Below are 18420 nucleotides of genomic sequence, written 5' to 3' on the forward strand. Positions count from 1 at the left end.
AGTTGTCTTGTCCTGAATAACCGATACAGATTATTAGATAAAAATATTTAATTAAACACTTGCAAAAACGTTTTTGTAAGTGTTTTTTGTTTTATATGTCCTCATTTTAATTTGATTTTGTAAATGCATTTTGTTTGGAGTCAGCATGAAATTAGAATAATGAGGTCTTAATTCATTGTATATGCTGATTGATTCTTTTACAATTTGCTTCATAACTTTTAAATCTAGATTGTATTTGTCAATCATAAATTCCTGTTTTAATATTCCATTTATTCTTTCAGCTACAGCATTTTCTTATTTATTTCTAAATCTAGAATTAGGTTTTGATGTTTCCTAAATCAATGATGAGAATTAGTGGTTACATGATAACTTTTATTTAGATAGATGTATTGTTCGCATCACTTTGTAATTGTCTTATTTTTATGTTGAAAGCAGCAAATAATAAAGTCATAAAAGGGCTTAAAAGATTAAAAAAGGCAAAAGGAAGATAGTCTAATGTTGGCACACCTAATGTTCCTGATTGGTACGCTCCGCAGGTATTCCAAGGAATTAATACCGAGGTTACAGTCCCGGCGTCTTCTAATGTTCTACTTAAGTTTTCAGGGGCTAAACCTTTATTTTTATAGGCTTTCGCAAACATTTTACCCGGAACTACAATGGCTAAATATTGATCCGAAGCTGTAATGTTTAATGCCAAACAGCTCCCTACGGTAGACGCAAATAAACCAAAAGTGGTGTGTGCTAATTTTAAGAGGGCTTTACTAATTGTTGCCAATGCGCCAATTGCATCCATAATGCCACCAAAAACCATTGCGCAAAGAATCAACCATATAGTTCCCAGCATTTTTTGCATTCCTCCGGAAGTAAATAAATCCGCAAGGGTTTCATTTGTAGTAGGAATGCTTACTTTAGTTGTTATGGCATCCATTATTCCTCTGTAACCGGATTGTAAAGTCATGTTGTTGACACCAGAAATTTGATTGATGATGTGAGGTTGAAATAGAATTGCAAATACAGCAGCCAGAAGAGTTCCTGCTAAAAGAGCAATTAGCGGTTCTGTTTTTTTTATGATTAATCCAATAACAACAGCGGGAACTATAAATAACCATCCCGAAACAGTAAAAGAACTTTCAATATCATTCAGCAGTGTTTTTATATCCACATCTCCTTTAATATCCACTGTCAAACCCAGAATAATAAACAAAATTAGAGTAATAATATACGTAGGAATTGTTGTTATCATCATATATCTGATGTGCGTAAACAAATCGGTTCCGGCCATAGCAGGGGCGAGGTTTGTTGTGTCTGACATGGGCGATAATTTGTCTCCGAAATAGGCTCCGGAAATAACGGCCCCTGCAACCATTCCTAAATCAAAACCCAATGCGCCACCAACACCAATTAATGCTATACCTACCGTAGCACTGGTGGTCCAGGAGCTTCCGGTAGCAATAGAAATTATAGAACAAATTAGCAATGTAGCAGGCAAAAATACCGTTGGACTCAAAATTTGTAACCCATAATAAATCATCGAAGGAATAATGCCACTTACCAACCAAGTTCCCGCTAATGCTCCAACCATAAGTAAGATCAGGATAGCGCCTACGGTTGATTTGATGTTCTCGGCCACTTCATCAATCATTTTTTGATAGGTAACCTTATTAAAAAAACCTATAATTGCTGCAACAGCTCCACCCAGCAAGAGTACAAATTGATTGCTTCCGCTCAAAGCATCATCACCGTAAACGAATACATTAAAACCTAGCAGCATGATGAGCGCTAGAACAGGAACCAACGCTTGTCCTATTGATAATTCTTTATTTTTGTTGATTTTTATATCCATTCTATAGTGTTTGGATGTGCAATATAGATAAAAAAAAGCCTTATATCCTAAAGTGGCTGCTCTATCAGTTTTGGTTTTTTGTAGATTTTATTAGTAGAACTTTCAAATTAAACCATTCGGGATTTAAAATATTTCGGAATTTATTTTTTGGCTATTTTTCACAATCCGTAGTCCTTTTTAGAGAAAATCAAATATTTTATGAGTCTATTCAATAGTTGATATTTGCACCGGTAGAGCTCCTTTACACTCCATGTTTTCCAGTAATTGGTGTGCTGCTGTTTCTTGAAATTCCGAAAAATCCTGATACACTTGAACGATTCCTGCAGTAGCACTTAAGTTAGGAATTATCTGTAATGCGTACGGGTTTCCAAAGACATATAAAAAACACTTTTTTGAAATAAATAATTTTTCTAAATACTGCAATACAAAATCCTCTATATCAAAATTATTCATTGGTTTGGCTTTTGGAACAAACAAAGCAATAAGAATAGTATCAAAATCTAGTAGCAGTTCATCTAATTCATTCAGGGCTATGGTATCTCCTCTTTCATAGCAAAATTCAGGACAAGGCAATGCGGCCGATAAATTTTTAAAAAAAGAATTTTCAGTGTTTTTATATAGACTTATTTTGGCTAGATTCGCTCTGTTTTTTGCATCAAAAAGTGTAACGGTATTGCGGGTGTCTTTTATTTTAGTAATGCAATTTTGAGCAATTTTTGAGTTTAATTCAGAAGTGGTTTTAAAATCAAAAGCATTCCGGGAAAGATGCAGTAATTTAGAAGTTCCGTCTATAATACCTGCTTTTTGTTTGCATTTCCACAACCGGTTAAAGCTAGCTTCAATCCGTTCCGGAGTTGCGTTTTTTAGGATTTCCTGTATTCCTTCGGGTACGTTTTCGGCAAAGCACAAAATATCATTACCAGCATTAAAAGCTTCCCATTCCAGTTGCCCTTTTTGATCGTATAATTTAGAAACGCTGTGCATATTCAAAGCATCCGAAATCACTAAACCATCATAGCCCAATTGCTTGCGCAAAAGGGTTTCAATCACGGATTTTGACAGCGTTGCCGAAGTGTTTTTTCCTTCGTTCAAAGCAGGAACTGCCAAATGGCCAATCATAATCGAATCGACTTTGTTCTCAATTCCTTTTATAAACGGAACCAGTTCATTGGCTACTAATTCTTCGAGAGTTTCTTTTAAAATAGGTAATCCCAAATGCGAATCAACATTAGTATTTCCGTGTCCGGGAAAATGTTTGAGACAGCCTAAAACACCAGTATCATTAAGTCCTCTGAGATATTCCAGCGCAAAATCAGTTACTTTTTTTTTGTCTTGACCAAAAGAACGGTAGCCAATTACAGGATTATTCGGATTGTTATTGATATCCGCCAATGGCGATAAATTATAATGAATCCCAACTGATTTTAAGTCTAAACCTATTTGTTTGCCCACTTCATAAACCAGATTTTTTTTATTGTCAGGCAAAGCGCCAAGGGTAATCGCATACGGATATTGTGGTGTTTTTTCTACGCGCATAGCCAATCCCCATTCGGCATCAATACTCATTAATAACGGAGTCGTAGCACAATTTTGATATCTGATTATGAGTTCTTTTAAACGCTGAAAACTACCATCATTCAGGACTACTTTTTTTGTAGTTTCATAATTGGTTGCTGCACTGGCACGGCTGTGAAAAAAAGTCAATCCACCTATATTGTGCTCTTTTATTAATCGTTCGGTAGCCTGAATGTTTTCCTCAGTATCATTTATAAAAACGGCTGGGAAGAAAAATTGTCCTATTTTTTGTTCTATTGTCATTATAAAATGAATATGATGTTAATTTTAAACAAATAAGTCACGTAAGTCAAATTACACAGAATAAATAATTATTTAAAAGGGTTGTGAAAAAACAGTTATTTTTAAGAGAGTCTTACTTTCTTAAATAAACTTATATGACTTATATGTTTAAAAAAAAGCTAGTTTGTTTATTCTTGTTCTGTTTTCTTACCGAAATTTGCAGGAAAAATCAAAAAGCGGGATAAAATTAATCCAGGGATGGTTGCCAAAAACACCCAAATAAAGAAATTTCCATAGCCCAAATAGTCTTGAATAAATCCGCTCAACATTCCCGGAAGCATCATTCCTAACGCCATAAATCCGGTTGCAATAGAGTAGTGAGAGGTTTTTGATTCGCCATCAGCCACATAAATCAAGTACATCATGAAAGCCGCAAAACCAAAACCATAACCAAATTGTTCCGCAATCACCGTCGCATAAATATAGAAAACGGAACCGGGATGAAAATGGGATAATAGTATGAATCCTATTATAGGTAAGTGCATGGCTAAAATCATGGGTAACATCCATTTTCCTAATCCATCTCTGGAAATGGCAATACCACCTAAGATGCCGCCCAAAGTAAGCGAAATAACGCCAAAAGTTCCATAGATAACGCCAACATCCTTTGTGGTTAAGCCCATGCCTCCTGCAGTAATAGGATCTATTAAAAAAGGAGTTAACATTTTTAATAACTGAGATTCTCCTAATCTGAATAATAAAATGAAAGCCAAAACTAAACCAATTTGTTTCTTTTGAAAAAAAGTAGCAAAAACAACTCCGAAGCTTTTATTTGGGACTGATTCCGTTTTTGCCTCTGCAATTTTTGTTTCAATTTTTGGAGTCGAAAAATAATTGTAAATGGTAATTACCGTCATAATTAATCCTACAATTACCATGGTGTAGGACCATGCTTTTTGTTTGTCTCCATATTCCTGTTCCAGATAACCAGCAATAACTACAATTAATCCGTTTCCGGTAAGCATAGAAAGTCTGTAAAATGTACTCCGGATTCCAAGGAAAAAGGATTGTTGGTCTTTCTCTAAAGCCAACATGTAAAAGCCATCACTGGCCACATCATTAGAGGCTGATGCAAATGCCGCCATCCAAAAAACAGCTAGACTTAGCATGAAAAAATTATTCATAGGAATGGTCAAACCCACAATCAAAAATGCAACTGCAATCAGTAATTGCATGCTCAAAAACCATTTTCTTTTAGTCGAATAGAGGTCAATAAAAGGGCTCCACAGCGGTTTGATTACCCATGGTAAATATAGTAAACTGGTATATATACCAATATCCTCATTGTTGATTCCTAGGTTTTTATACATTATTACCGAAACCGAAATAATAATAGCATACGGCAAGCCTGAAGCAAAGTTTAAAACGGGAATCCAATACCAAGGTCTATTGTCTGTTTTCATTTAAGGCAAATTATATTCAATTAAAATTATAGTGTAAAATTGACAAAAGCAGCTTCACTTTCATTGCCATAAAAATCGATGAATGTAATGGCGCAGGAATTATTTTTATCTAATTTATAAGTAGGAATTACTATTTCAACTGGGTTTTTCTCATTGAAAGCAATTTTGTTGATGATTTGGCTCGGATCATTCACGTCAATTTGTGTTTCAGATGTAGATCCATAAACCATCACATAACGCACTTGACTATTTTCAGGATAAGGAACATAAAAACTAGAAGAAATCGAATTTTTAACCAGTGCGTTTGCCCTTGGAACAGCGATTACTTTTTTGACAAAATTTGGAACAACGTGAGGAAGTGCAGGATATTTGTATTGGTTGTTTTCCAGTAATCGAGTCACACTTTGATTTTTGTTTAAAAATGATTTGGCACTAAAAAAAGCATTACCCTGAATATTTTTATATGATCTGGTAATGTCTATTTGGTTGGGGATTTCGTATGGATTATTCCATCTTTTGTCAGAGTCGGTATTGATTTTGTATGATCCGTTACCAATATAGATTGCCGTATTTGTTGAATTTTCAGACCACCAACGCAACAATTTCGAATAGGAAGCTTTAGGGTGATCCATACTCCAGTATAGCTGCGGAACAAGGTAATCAATCCACTTGTTTTCCATCCACGCTAACGGATCAGCAAATAAATCATCGTAATTAGTTTGCCCAGATTCCGTTTCGGAACCTCTTGGATCTACTGATTTATTTCTCCAGACACCAAATGGGCTGATGCCAAATTGCACCCACGGTTTGATTTTTTTGATCGATATTGAAACACTTTTTACAAAATCATTCACATTTTTACGTCTCCAATCCGCTAAATCCAATCCATTTCCATATTTTTTGAAAGAATCAGTGTCGTCAAATAATTCGCCTTTTATTTTATACGGATAAAAATAATCATCAAAATGAATGGCATCAATGTCATAATTTGTAACGACTTCTTCAACGACAGCTGTCAAATGATTTTGAACTTCAGGCAAAGCAGGATTGTAATAGTATTTACCACCATATTTTATCATCCATTCGGGATATTTAAAAAAATCGTGTTGTGGACTTAAAAGTGCAGTATTGTAATCCATTGTGGCACGGTATGGATTCATCCAAGCATGAAATTCAAAACCTCTGGCATGCGTTTCAGCAATCATCCACGCTAAGGTGTCAAAATAAGGTTTTGGTGCCTGTCCTTCTTTACCGGTCAAAAATCGGGACCAAGGTGCTAATTGGGTTGGATAAAAAGCATCACCAACACTTCGAATCTGAACAATGACTGCATTATAATTTAATTTTTTATAAGCCTCTAAAATCTCAATATAATCTGCTTTTTGTTTGGCAACATTATCAGTACTCATTTTTGGCCAGTCAATATTCACCACTGTAGCAATCCAAACGGCTCTAAATTCATTTTTGGGATTTGTAGCGGATGTTTGTGCGTTACCAATCGAGAAAGATAGTAAAAAGAATAAAATAAGCAAAAGAGTGTGCTCGCGATTTTTCATTAGAGTATTGTTTATAAAGTATTCAAAAATAGTTTTTTTAGTGAAATTTACTCGATAAAATGGGTTTAAAATTCGACTTTTTTTATCAGCGCAATTTCTTTGCCGTTTTTTCAAAATAACATTAAAGAATACTTTACCTTAAATAATAAAAACCCGTTGGGTTCAATTAATTTTTGATGATAATTTTCGTCAGTTCGAGTGATTTTCGACAGAAAATTATATCGAGAACTAGGAAATTAGTATTAAAAACGGTTCTCGATACATTTTTTGTTCCGTTTTACTACACAAAAAACACTCAAACTGACGTTTTGAATAATTGCACCCAACGGGTTAATAAAAGGATTTGAATATTTCTTATTAGTTTTTAAAGTATACACCACTATATATTTATATTTGTGAAAATAACAGCAATTCACTTCACAATATGTCAATTACGCCTCCGTTACAAGAACTATCTCAATCATTAGAAGGCATTCTTTTATATGATGACCTTCATAAAACATTGTATGCCACTGACGCTTCGGCCTACAGGATCCTGCCGCTTGCTGTAGCGATTCCAAAAACAGAGGAAGATATTGTAAAAATTATTCGCTTTGCAGCAAAAAATAAAATTTCAATTACGCCTAGAACTGCCGGAACTTCATTGGCAGGTCAAACTGTAGGTAGTGGAATAATCGTGGATGTTTCGAAACATTTTACAAAGATTGTTGCTTTTGATTCTATTAAAAAAACCGTTACCGTGCAACCAGGAGTAATTCGGGATGAACTGAATTTATATTTAAAACCGCACGGATTGTTTTTTGGTCCCAATACTTCGACTTCCAATCGTTGTATGATAGGCGGAATGGTAGGCAATAATTCATCTGGAACTACATCAATTCGGTACGGAGTTACCCGAGATAAAATTGTGGAAATTAAAGCAGTTTTGAGTGATGGAAGTTCGGCAGTATTTAAAGAAATGACTTCTGCTGAATTCATTGAAAAAACAAAAGGGAAAACGCTTGAAAGTTCTATTTACAAGACTATTTATGAGGAACTTTCGAACACAGAAAACCAAAAAGAGATTACAAAAGAATTTCCGAAACCTGAAATTCACAGAAGAAACACCGGATATGCAGTTGATTTAGTATTGAAATCGGAACTTTTTGGAGGAACCGAAAGTACTATAAATCTAGGAAAACTCCTTTGTGGAAGCGAAGGAACTTTAGCATTTACCACTGAAATTACGCTAAAAGTAGATCCGCTACCGCCAACAAATAATGTGATGGTAGTGGCCCATTTTCATTCTATTCAGGAAAGTTTAGAAGCTGTGGTTACCGCAATGAAACACCATTTGTACACTTGTGAAATGATGGATGACACCATATTAGATTGTACCAAAACCAACCGGGAACAGGCTAAAAATAGATTTTTCATTCAAGGAGAACCAAAAGCGGTTATCATGCTTGAAGTAGCCTCGTATCACAGTATTGAAGATGCTGAATTACAGGCCAATGCTTTGATTTCCGATTTAGAACGAAATAATTTTGGGTATGCTTTACCAAAAATTTACGGAGCGGATATTGATAAAATAAATGAGTTGCGGAAAGCAGGTCTCGGACTTTTAGGAAGTATTGTTGGTGATAATAAAGCCGCTGATTCTATTGAGGATACCGCTGTAGAGTTGAGCGATTTGCCCAATTATATTGCAGAATTCTCTGCTATGATGGAGCGTCATGGTCAAAGTGCTATTTATTATGCGCATGCCGGTGCAGGAGAATTGCATTTGCGTCCGGTTTTGAATTTGAAAACAAAAGAAGGGATTCACCAATTTAGAAACATCGCAACTGAAGTAGCTATTTTGGTAAAAAAATACAGAGGATCTTTGAGTGGGGAGCACGGCGACGGAATTGTACGAGGCGAGTTTTTACCTTTTATGATTGGGGAACAGAATTATGAATTATTGAAAAGAATCAAACATGCTTTTGACCCCAAAAGCATTATGAATGTTGGTAAAATAGTAGATGCATTCAAAATGGATGAAAACCTTCGGGTGGAAGCGGGGAGAGTAGAACCGGAAATACAAACTATTCAGGATTTCTCTGACAGTATGGGGATTTTGCGTGCTGCGGAAAAATGCAATGGTTCTGGTGATTGCAGAAAATTACCTTCGGCCGGAGGGACTTTGTGTCCTAGCTATCGCGCCACGCGGAATGAAAAAGATACGACGCGCGCCAGAGCCAATGCGCTGCGTGAATATTTGACGCATTCAGAAAAAGACAATAAGTTCGATCATGAAGAATTATATAAAGTATTTGAATTGTGTGTGAGCTGCAAGGCTTGTGCCAGTGAATGTCCCAGTAATGTGGATGTGGCAGCAATGAAATCAGAGTTTCTGTACCACTATCAAAAAGCGAATGGATTTTCATGGCGCAATAAAGTATTTGCTTTTAATGCGAAATTGAATGGACTAGGGAGTATCACTCCAAAGTTTACGAATTTCATGCTGAACTTGCCTTTGGTAAAAAAAACCATGGGAATTGCCTCAAAAAGAGAAGTACCGCCTCTGGCTCCGCAAACCTTTAGAAAATGGTATGAGAAAAATTGGAATCAAGCACCAAGTGATTCTTTTGTAAACGGAAAAGTATGTTTGTTTTGTGATGAATTCACTAATTTTTATGATGTTTCTGTAGGCATTGATGCGTACGAGTTATTGACAGCATTAGGATATGAAGTAATTATGGTGGATCATGAGGAAAGCGGAAGGGCTTTTATCTCTAAAGGTTTTCTGGAAGAAGCCAAAGCAATCGCAAACATAAACGTAGCTGTTTTTTCGGATTATGTTACTACTGATTTTCCGTTGATAGGAATAGAACCTTCAGCGATATTGACCTTTAGAGATGAATACATTCGATTGGCTGACGATAAGGAAGGTGCTGAAAAATTAGCACAACATGTATTTACGATTGAAGAGTTTTTTAAAAATGAGATTACAAAAGGCAAAATTAATCCCGATCAATTTTCTGATGTTGCAAAAACAATAAAAATTCACGGACATTGTCACCAGAAGTCATTGAGTACTATGGAAGCAACTTTTGTAATGTTGAATGTCCCTAAAAATAGTTCAGTTACGATTTATAATTCGGGATGTTGTGGTATGGCTGGCTCTTTTGGTTATGAAAAAGAACATTATGAAATCAGCATGCAAATGGGAGAAGACACCTTGTTCCCAAAAATAAGAGCTACTGATGCAACAGTGGCCATCGCAGCAGCAGGAACTAGTTGCCGCCATCAGATTTTTGATGGTACCAGTAGAAAAGCCTTGCATCCGGTCACGATTCTAAAAAGCTGGTTGAAATAATAATTGCAGCTGTTTTTTAAAATTATTTTTTAATTAGATGAATAGCAAAATTTGACTTATTTACTATAAAAAAAAATTGATTTAACTTTTATAAAAAATAAATAAAAAAATAGTTAGAGAAACTCCATTAATTAAAATTGTTTTATACTTTTGAATTTTGAAGATAATTTGAACTATTTTCATAATTATAGCATACAATTTACAGTTTATTAATTTTTAATGATAAAGTTTAGTTTATGGCATCTTCAAGTTTATTTAGAAAAAAAACAGTACAAGATATTTTAAAACAGGTTGAAAAAAGAGATGCCGATGGCCATAATGCATTAGGAAAACATTTAACGGCGCGTGATTTAACAGCATTTGGTATCGCCGCAATTGTAGGAGCCGGAATTTTCAGTACGATTGGTAAAGCTAGTTCTGATGGAGGGCCTGCAGTTATCTTTTTGTTCTTGTTTACTGCTATAGCCTGTAGTTTTGCTGCTTTTGCGTATGCTGAATTTGCATCGATGGTTCCCGTTTCCGGAAGTGCTTATACGTATTCGTATGTGGCTTTTGGAGAAATAATAGCCTGGATTATTGGTTGGGCGCTGATAATGGAATATTCTGTGGGGAATATAACGGTCGCCATATCGTGGAGTGACTATTTTACGGGTTTACTTGAAAGTGGCGGGCTTCACTTACCACAATGGGTTCAAATGGATTTTTTGTCCGCTTCCAGAGGTTTTGACGATGCCATTGCGCTAATGCAAGGTGGCAAAGAATTTGCAAACTTAAGTCCTGCTTTACAGGATGCTTATACAGCCTGGACGACTTCGCCGGTTATTGGATCGTTTCATTTTGTGGCAGATCTTCCTGCACTACTGATTATTGTTTTGATTACGGCATTGATTTACCGCGGAATGAAAGAATCTCGAAATGCGAGTAATATCATGGTGGTTGTCAAATTATGTATTGTTCTTTTAGTCATAGCGGTTGGTGTTTTCTATGTGGATACTGCAAATTGGGACCCTTTTGCGCCTAATGGTGTTACAGGAGTTTTAAAAGGAGTTTCAGCAGTGTTTTTTGCTTACATTGGGTTTGATGCTATCTCGACAACGGCTGAGGAATGCAAAGATCCACAACGTGATTTGCCTAAAGGAATGATGTGGGCCATAATAATATGTACCGTTTTATATATTGCCATTGCTCTGGTACTTACCGGAATGGTGCGTTATGACCAGTTGAATGTAGGTGATCCCTTGGCTTTTGTATTTGAAAAATTAGACCTAAAATGGATGTCCGGAATCATTGCCGTCAGTGCGGTTGTGGCCATGGCAAGTGTTTTATTGGTTTTTCAAATGGGACAACCGCGTATCTGGATGAGTATGAGTCGTGATGGTTTGTTGCCAAAACGTTTCTCAAAAGTACATCCAAAATACAAAACACCATCGTATGCGACAATTGTTACCGGGTTTGTAGTAGCAGTTCCCGCTTTATTTTTGAATTTAACATTGGTTACGGATTTGTGCAGTATTGGAACGTTATTCGCTTTTGTATTGGTTTGTGCCGGAGTTTTAGTGTTACAAAACAGAACCGATATACCTCGTGGAAAATTTAAAACTCCTTATGTAAATTCAAAATTCATATTGCCAGTTTTGATTATTATGGGATTGGTGTTTGCTTTTGGTTACAATAAAAAAGGAACAATGGATTTTATTACCAATAAAACTCAAATCAACAGTTCATCCGCTATCATCACCTCATTAAACAAAGAAGAAACCCAAAAAGTATACAATTATTTAGTCACTATTGATGCTAAAAACAGCACTGATGAAACGCCGGATTTAGAGCATTTATTGCGCCAATACCAACAAGATGATGCAAAATATGCTGCTGTTATAGCGGGTTTGCCAATTGCTGATGCAGTGAAATATGAAAGCGGTTTTAGTTTATTTAAACACAAAATTCCAATGTGGATTTTCTTGATTGTTTTAGCTGGATTATCCGTTTGGTCTTTTAAATCAAATTTGTCTTTGATACCGCTATTGGGATTGATTTGTTGTTTGTACATGATGGCTGAATTGAGTGTTTGGAACTGGATTTATTTTGGAATATGGCTTTTGATTGGATTGGTCATTTATTTTGGCTTTAGCCGAAAAAACAGCAAATTAAATTAAGAACACGAAAAAATTCTAAAACAGTCAGGGTCTTACTATGCATTTAGATCACTATTAGGAAAAACAAATAAGTCCGCTAAAAGTAATTTTAGAGGACTTATTTGTTTTAGAGGATATCTTAGTTGTCTTTTTTATACAATGAAATTGAAGGAAATGCAATTGCTTTTTCAAAATTGAAACGATTACTGAACGGATTAATTCATAGGGAATAATTGATACCACTATTTTTTACCTTATTTTTATAAAAAATAAACACATGATTTTCACTGTCAAAGCACTTGTATTCGTTAGTTTTCTTTTTTGTATTGTTAGCTGTCAATCCCAAAATTTGATTTCTAAAACGGATGAAAAAAAGAATTCAATTAGCAATGATACGCTATTTGTAAATTTGAAAGAATACAGTCAAGATTTTCTGTATGATATGAAATACGCCACAACAGACAATTTCCTGAACGCAAAAGTATATGATTGCGCAGAATGTTTTTTGCGGTTAAAAACCATTCGTGCACTTGTTGAAGCCAATGAGAAGTTTATGGAAAAGGGCTATAAGATTAAAATTTTTGATTGCTATCGCCCTTTAGATATTCAGAAAAAAATGTGGAAAATTGTACCTAATCCTAAGTACGTGGCTAATCCTTCGAAGGGATCAATTCATAATAGAGGGGGAGCTGTAGACCTTACTTTAGTGAACAGCAGTGGAAAAGAATTAGATATGGGTACTGGTTTTGATTTTTTTGGAGTCGAAGCGAGTCATGATTATCCTACTGTTTCGCACACAGTAAAGGCAAATAGAAACCTGCTGAAAACAACAATGATTAGTAGTGGTTTTAATTCATTTGATTCGGAATGGTGGCATTATAATGTAAAATCAGGGTTGAATGACACTATTTCTAATACTAAATGGGAATGTAAATAAACTATTATTCGATACACTTTATCGTATTTATAAAGTAGGTTTCCGGATAGTAAATTTCGTTGTTTAATTCCGATTTAAATTCCTTTTTTATAATAAAATCCTCTGTATCAGTTAAATATTTGATGCGCATCATAGAAACTGGAGAACTTTTTAATTCTTCAAAACTATCCTTCATAAACATAAATGCTGCAGAATTGATCCGGTTATCATATCCATTGTCATCACGAATCAAAGTGCCACAATCTTCTTGATCAGTGTGTATCAACGTAATTATTTTTCCGTTGTTGAGTTGTAAAAACAATTTTGAATTTTTATCAAAACAATTCGCTTTTATAAATCCCTTGCTTTTTTGGATAAATTGTATGTTTAAGGTTGGTAATCCATCCGTTAAAGCCAGTGAATAGAAAATATAGCTGGAGTTTCCGGCAAATTTTTTTTCACTAATCATATATTCTTTAGTTGATTTATAGGTTCCTATTGAATCAGTAACGTTTTCACTGTAATCACATGGTTTTTGTGCAAAAAGACTCAAACTGAAGAAAAAGAAAGTTAATGTAATTATGAATTTCATTTTTATGATATTTTGGTGCAAATTAAAACTATTTTATGGTTATTTTCATCAGTTGTAAAAAAACTATATATATTTCCTCCGTCTTTTATTTTCCATTTTTTCCGAATACTTTCTACACTGTCCGGAAAATTCCGAGTTGTGATATTGGCTTTACTGTTTTCTAAAAAAAATTTCATCGCTGTTTTGTTGTAGGAAAATGTATTTTGAATTTCAAAAACACGACCCGGAAAGGGAATTAAGTCCATGGAAGTGTATAAGTGAGAATGCTTGTGTAGTTTATTGACTTTGTAAAAGGATCCCACTTCATCAAATCCACCTGATTTCATAATAGCACTATTGGGTTCGTATAAATAGGTTTGAGGTAAGCTGAAATTTGAAAAACTAGCAACTTCATTCCAAATAAAATCAAAAGTTTCATTTTTATCCTTGAGGATATTGACAGTTTTAATGCGTATTGGTCCGGAATAAGCTGCATGAAGTTCCCATAACAATTCCTTAACTTCGTTCTCAACGGCTATAATATGAATTTGTTTCACGTGTTGTAATTCCGTTAGTCCGGCAGTAATATCAAGAATAGGAGCCGTTTTTATGAGAATAGCATTTGTATTTTTAAAATAAAAAGTTAGATTTTCAGGAACATTTGGCAAACAATCTTTAAGCATGAATACCTTTCCTTTGGTATCATTTCTTCTGGAAGGATCAATATAAATCCAGTCCCAGTTTGTTTTTAAAGTGGTTAAGGTTGCCAGACTATCCCCGGTATAACAAGTAATATTAGGAACACGTAATTGCTCAAAATTGTGTTTTACAAGTTGAGATAAATCGGGATTAATTTCGCAATGAACCACTTCTTTTATTTTTTGTGCAAAATAAAAATCATCCACACCAAAACCTCCAGTCAAATCGATTAAGTGATCACCAGTAACAATAGAAGCTTTATAAGAAGCTGTTTTTTCAGAAGACGTTTGTTCTACTGAAAGTTTGCTTGGATAAATGATGTTTTGGGACAAGAACCAATGTGGCAATTTATCTTTTGCTTTTGTCTTAGCGTCTATTTGGTTCAAAATGGTGATCCAATCCACATTAGGAAAGGGATTTTTTTGTAATGCTAATGTTGCTACGTGTGTACCAATGTTAGCATTGATAAATACTTGTACTTCAGGATTTAAAATCATTAAATCCAAAATTAAAGGTCTTTAGTTAATGATTGAATGATCTTATTTTCCGGAAAAAATTCTTTCCCTATCACCTTAATTATTGTATACAATGGAACGGCTACGATCATTCCCAATATTCCAAAAAGAAAACCGGCAATTAAGATAACCAGAAATATTTCTAAGGGATGTGAACTGACACTTTTTGAAAAGATAATAGGTTGGGATAAATTGTTATCAATAATCTGAACGATCCAAAAACCAATAAGAACGTAAATTGTCGTTGGTAAAATATCGGATTGGAAGTCACCGCCTAAATTGCTGATCATAGTCAAAATTGCGGCTAACACCGATGCAATTAATGGACCTATGTAGGGGATAATATTCAATACAGCACATAAAAAAGCAATAACAATTGCATCGGGAATACCAAAAATGACTAAGACTATGAAGTATAAAAGAAACACAATAAATAATTGAAGCAATAATCCAATAAAATAACGCGATAGTAAATGGTTGATCTTTTCCAGTGAATTTAAAATTTGAAATTCGTGACTATTGGGAATTAATTTTTTTACTCCTAAAAGAAACATTAATCGGTCTTTTAAAAAGAAAAAAGTAATAAACAGTACCGAAGCCAGTCCCACAACAAAACTACTGATTGTTCCCAAAATAGCATTTAGAAAATTTGGAATGATATTAAAATTTATTTTAGAGGAAATGTTGGCTTCCTTAAGTATTTGTGAGGAATCAATTTGATGACTTTCCAAAAACACACTGATCTGATTGGCTAACTCAATTATATTTTTTTCAATTTCTGCTGTGTTGAGCAGTGATAAATTTTGTCCTTGGGATAAAATCAAAGGAATAAACATCATTATGAAACCAAATATAATCAGTATAAAAATAAACAAAGTGGTAATAGTAGCAAAGAGATGATTAAATTTTAATCTCCGTTTAAAAAAATCTAAAATAGGATTTCCAATCATTGTGAATATAAAGGATACTACAAGATAAATTATCACCGATTGAATTTGGTAGAAAAAGAACAGCACTAAAGCACCTAGCACTAAGGTAAGTAGCGCACGGATAATGCCGCTAGAAATGGTTTTTGACGTAATCATATCTTTATATTAAGGGCTAAAGATAAAAAAAACTCGCTAACAAGTAGCGAGTTTTAAATTCTAAAAAACTAAAAATTATATTCCGAAACTCGCTCTTGCTCCACCAGAAACAAAAATTGCATCCATTCTTGATTTTTGGCCGTTAGAGAACATGTACATACCTCTATCATCTGTATAATCCATGTAATTCATAGTCATTTCTACAGGAGTACCAGAGCATGTACTGTAATGAGGGTAGGTAGGAACACCATAATTAGCAGTATTGTGCGTAGGCGTGTCAGAAACTAAATCGCTTCCACAAGTAGCATCACCCCAAATGTGACGTAAATTCATCCAGTGTCCTACTTCGTGAGTTGCTGTTCTTCCTAGATTAAATGGCGCTGTTACTGTCCCGGTAGTACCGAATGCATTGTTATCCATTACTACTCCATCGGTAGACGATGCACCTCCAGGAAATTGTGCGTAGCCTAGAATACCGCCACCAAGATTACAAGACCACATGTTTAATACAGTTGTTGGTGTAGTTGGAACGATTCCATTTGTTGATTTTTTCATAGAATCATCTGTAGACCAAGATGTTATAGTAGTAGATCTTCTCTTTACACTTTGTAAGACGAATGTAATTCCAACATTTGCTTTTACTCCTGAAAATGCTGCGGGAACTGAATTATAATCAGAATTTGCAGCATTAAAATCTTTATTCAATACGTCAATTTGGGATTGGATTTGTGCCAGCGAAATATTTTCAGCTGTAGTTCTGTATAAAACGTTTACGACCACTGGGATTTCTACTTTACCGTTAACTAAGCGACCAGATAACATTGCTTTGTCGGTAAAAGCTTCAATTTTATTCATTCGCAAAACTAATGACGGATCAGCTTTCATTTGGGCAGCTAACACCTCTTGAGATGCGCAACCACGTTTTGTAACTGCATCAGCTGATGGAGTAATTTCTGTTGTGTCATTTTGACAAGAAAAAAGCATTAATAATGCTACAGCAGATAAAAGAATTTTTTTCATAATGAATTTGTTATAAATTAATAGATTTGGTTTATTATATCACAATTTTATAACAATTTTTATTTAAAAAAAAATTTTATGATTACTTATTTATAAAATAATTTAAATCTTGCTTTTTGGATAAGAACAGTAAAGACTATTTAAATAAAATTTATGCTGTTAATAGGTTACTTATCGTAATGAAGAAATATAAACACGTAATGCTTATAAATAAAATAGGCGACTTTTTAGGTCGCTTATTTTATAAATATATTTAGGAATTATACTCCAAAACCTGCTCTTGCTCCGCCTGCAACAAAAATTGCAGCCATTCTTGATTTTTGGCCATTAGAGAACATATACATACCCCTATCATCTGTGTAATCCATGTAATTCATAGTCATTTCTACAGGAGTTCCAGAGCATGTGCTGTAATGAGGATAAGCAGGAACGCCATAATTAGCAGTATTGTGTGTAGGTGTGTCAGAAACTAAATCACTTCCACAAGTTGCATCACCCCAGATATGACGTAAATTCATCCAGTGTCCTACTTCGTGAGTTGCTGTTCTTCCTAAGTTATAAGGATAAGCCCCTGATCCAGATAATCCAAAATATTTTGAATCAACTACAACACCATCAGTAGCCGTTGATCCGCCAGGAAATTGCGCATAACCTAAGATACCGCCACCAATAGTACAAGCCCATATATTAAGTGATGTTGTTGGTGAAGTAGGGTCTAAACCGCCTTGTTTTGTTTTTTTCATAGCATCTCTTGTGCCCCATGAAGTTTTAGTAGTAGATTTTCTGTTTATTGTTTCTAAAATGAAAGTAATTCCAACATTTGCAGCAATTGGAGAGAATAAAGCAGGTGTACTGCTGAAATCTGAATTAGTAGCATTAAAATCTTCGTTTAATACATCTATTTGAGATTGAATTTGAGCATCAGTTATGTTTTCTGCCGCAGTTCTGTATAAAACGTTTACAACTACAGGAATTTCTACTTTACCGTTAACTAAGCGACCAGCTAACATTGCTTTTTCAGTAAAAGCTTCAATTTTATTCATTCTCAAAGCTAATGATGGATCAGCTTTCATTTGTGCAGCAAGAACTTCTTGAGTGGCACAACCGCGTTGAGATACAGCGCTTGCTTCCGAAGTTGTTTCTGTTGTATCATTTTGACAAGAGAAAAGCATTAAAAATGCTGCAACAGGTAAAAAAAAATTTTTCATAATCGAGTTTGTTATAAATTAATAGATTTGGTTAATGATTTAACAATTTTATAACAATTATTTCATGAAAAAAAATAAATATCTATTTTTTCATGAAATAAATATCAATTATGACTTTTTAGTAGCCTCTTTCTGCTGTCGTGTTCTTGATTTACCTCTGGTCTTAATAAAATATATTTAGGGAGATTGTAATTAATATTATTCTTATTAAATGATTCTTTAATGCTAATTTTACCTCTGAAAAAAGAAAGTAATGGTGGATTTTTCAAACT

Annotated in this window: 12 protein-coding genes and 1 pseudogene; 3 read left to right on the forward strand and 10 right to left on the reverse strand. The window is 34.5% G+C overall.

The window, feature by feature from the left end:
* Nucleotides 1–51: 51 nt before the first annotated feature.
* The 5 genes and pseudogenes from EKM01_RS14970 to EKM01_RS04440 form a co-directional block, all read right to left on the reverse strand.
* A pseudogene (locus EKM01_RS14970) lies at nucleotides 52–282 on the reverse strand (integrase core domain-containing protein); the annotation flags it as partial.
* A 94-nt stretch (nucleotides 283–376) separates the two neighbouring features.
* Nucleotides 377–1843, reverse strand: a complete 1467-nt coding sequence (nhaC, locus tag EKM01_RS04425; protein ID WP_126556001.1) for a Na+/H+ antiporter NhaC — start codon at nucleotides 1841–1843, stop codon at nucleotides 377–379.
* Nucleotides 1844–2047: 204 nt separating this feature from the next.
* Nucleotides 2048–3661 (reverse strand): glycoside hydrolase family 3 protein, encoded by a 1614-nt coding sequence (locus EKM01_RS04430; protein WP_126562204.1) that lies wholly within the window; start codon nucleotides 3659–3661, stop codon nucleotides 2048–2050.
* A gap of 167 nt (nucleotides 3662–3828) precedes the next feature.
* A complete protein-coding gene (locus tag EKM01_RS04435) occupies nucleotides 3829–5103 on the reverse strand; it encodes an MFS transporter (RefSeq protein WP_126767089.1) in 1275 nt (424 codons plus the stop codon).
* A 26-nt stretch (nucleotides 5104–5129) separates the two neighbouring features.
* Nucleotides 5130–6659, reverse strand: coding sequence for a glycoside hydrolase family 10 protein (locus tag EKM01_RS04440; protein ID WP_126767092.1), 1530 nt, complete (start codon nucleotides 6657–6659; stop codon nucleotides 5130–5132).
* A gap of 424 nt (nucleotides 6660–7083) precedes the next feature.
* On the opposite strand from EKM01_RS04440, the gene EKM01_RS04445 reads away from it, so the two are divergent.
* From EKM01_RS04445 to EKM01_RS04455, 3 genes are all read left to right on the forward strand, one after another.
* Nucleotides 7084–9999 carry an FAD-binding and (Fe-S)-binding domain-containing protein gene (locus EKM01_RS04445; protein ID WP_126767095.1) on the forward strand — a complete coding sequence of 972 codons (2916 nt, stop codon included), beginning with the start codon at nucleotides 7084–7086 and terminating at the stop codon, nucleotides 9997–9999.
* 236 nt (nucleotides 10000–10235) lie between these two features.
* Nucleotides 10236–12155, forward strand: coding sequence for an amino acid permease (locus EKM01_RS04450; protein WP_126515645.1), 1920 nt, complete (start codon nucleotides 10236–10238; stop codon nucleotides 12153–12155).
* 256 nt (nucleotides 12156–12411) lie between these two features.
* Nucleotides 12412–13071, forward strand: coding sequence for a M15 family metallopeptidase (locus EKM01_RS04455; RefSeq protein ID WP_126767098.1), 660 nt, complete (start codon nucleotides 12412–12414; stop codon nucleotides 13069–13071).
* Between the two features lie 4 nt (nucleotides 13072–13075).
* Here EKM01_RS04455 and EKM01_RS04460 read toward each other — a convergent pair whose 3' ends face one another.
* From EKM01_RS04460 to EKM01_RS04480, 5 genes are all read right to left on the reverse strand, one after another.
* Nucleotides 13076–13642 (reverse strand): hypothetical protein, encoded by a 567-nt coding sequence (locus EKM01_RS04460; protein WP_126460051.1) that lies wholly within the window; start codon nucleotides 13640–13642, stop codon nucleotides 13076–13078.
* Between the two features lie 2 nt (nucleotides 13643–13644).
* Nucleotides 13645–14826 carry a class I SAM-dependent methyltransferase gene (locus EKM01_RS04465; protein ID WP_126767101.1) on the reverse strand — a complete coding sequence of 394 codons (1182 nt, stop codon included), beginning with the start codon at nucleotides 14824–14826 and terminating at the stop codon, nucleotides 13645–13647.
* A gap of 2 nt (nucleotides 14827–14828) precedes the next feature.
* A complete protein-coding gene (locus EKM01_RS04470; protein ID WP_126460045.1) occupies nucleotides 14829–15920 on the reverse strand; it encodes an AI-2E family transporter in 1092 nt (363 codons plus the stop codon).
* 75 nt (nucleotides 15921–15995) lie between these two features.
* Nucleotides 15996–16940 (reverse strand): zinc metalloprotease, encoded by a 945-nt coding sequence (locus EKM01_RS04475; RefSeq protein ID WP_126453317.1) that lies wholly within the window; start codon nucleotides 16938–16940, stop codon nucleotides 15996–15998.
* A 260-nt stretch (nucleotides 16941–17200) separates the two neighbouring features.
* The gene (locus EKM01_RS04480; protein WP_126767103.1) at nucleotides 17201–18148 is read right to left on the reverse strand and encodes a zinc metalloprotease; all 948 of its coding nucleotides are present in this window, start codon (nucleotides 18146–18148) and stop codon (nucleotides 17201–17203) included.
* Between the last annotated feature and the right edge of the window lie 272 nt (nucleotides 18149–18420).

It is taken from the genome of Flavobacterium sp. RSP46 (assembly GCF_003984825.1).
Lineage (GTDB): Bacteria > Bacteroidota > Bacteroidia > Flavobacteriales > Flavobacteriaceae > Flavobacterium.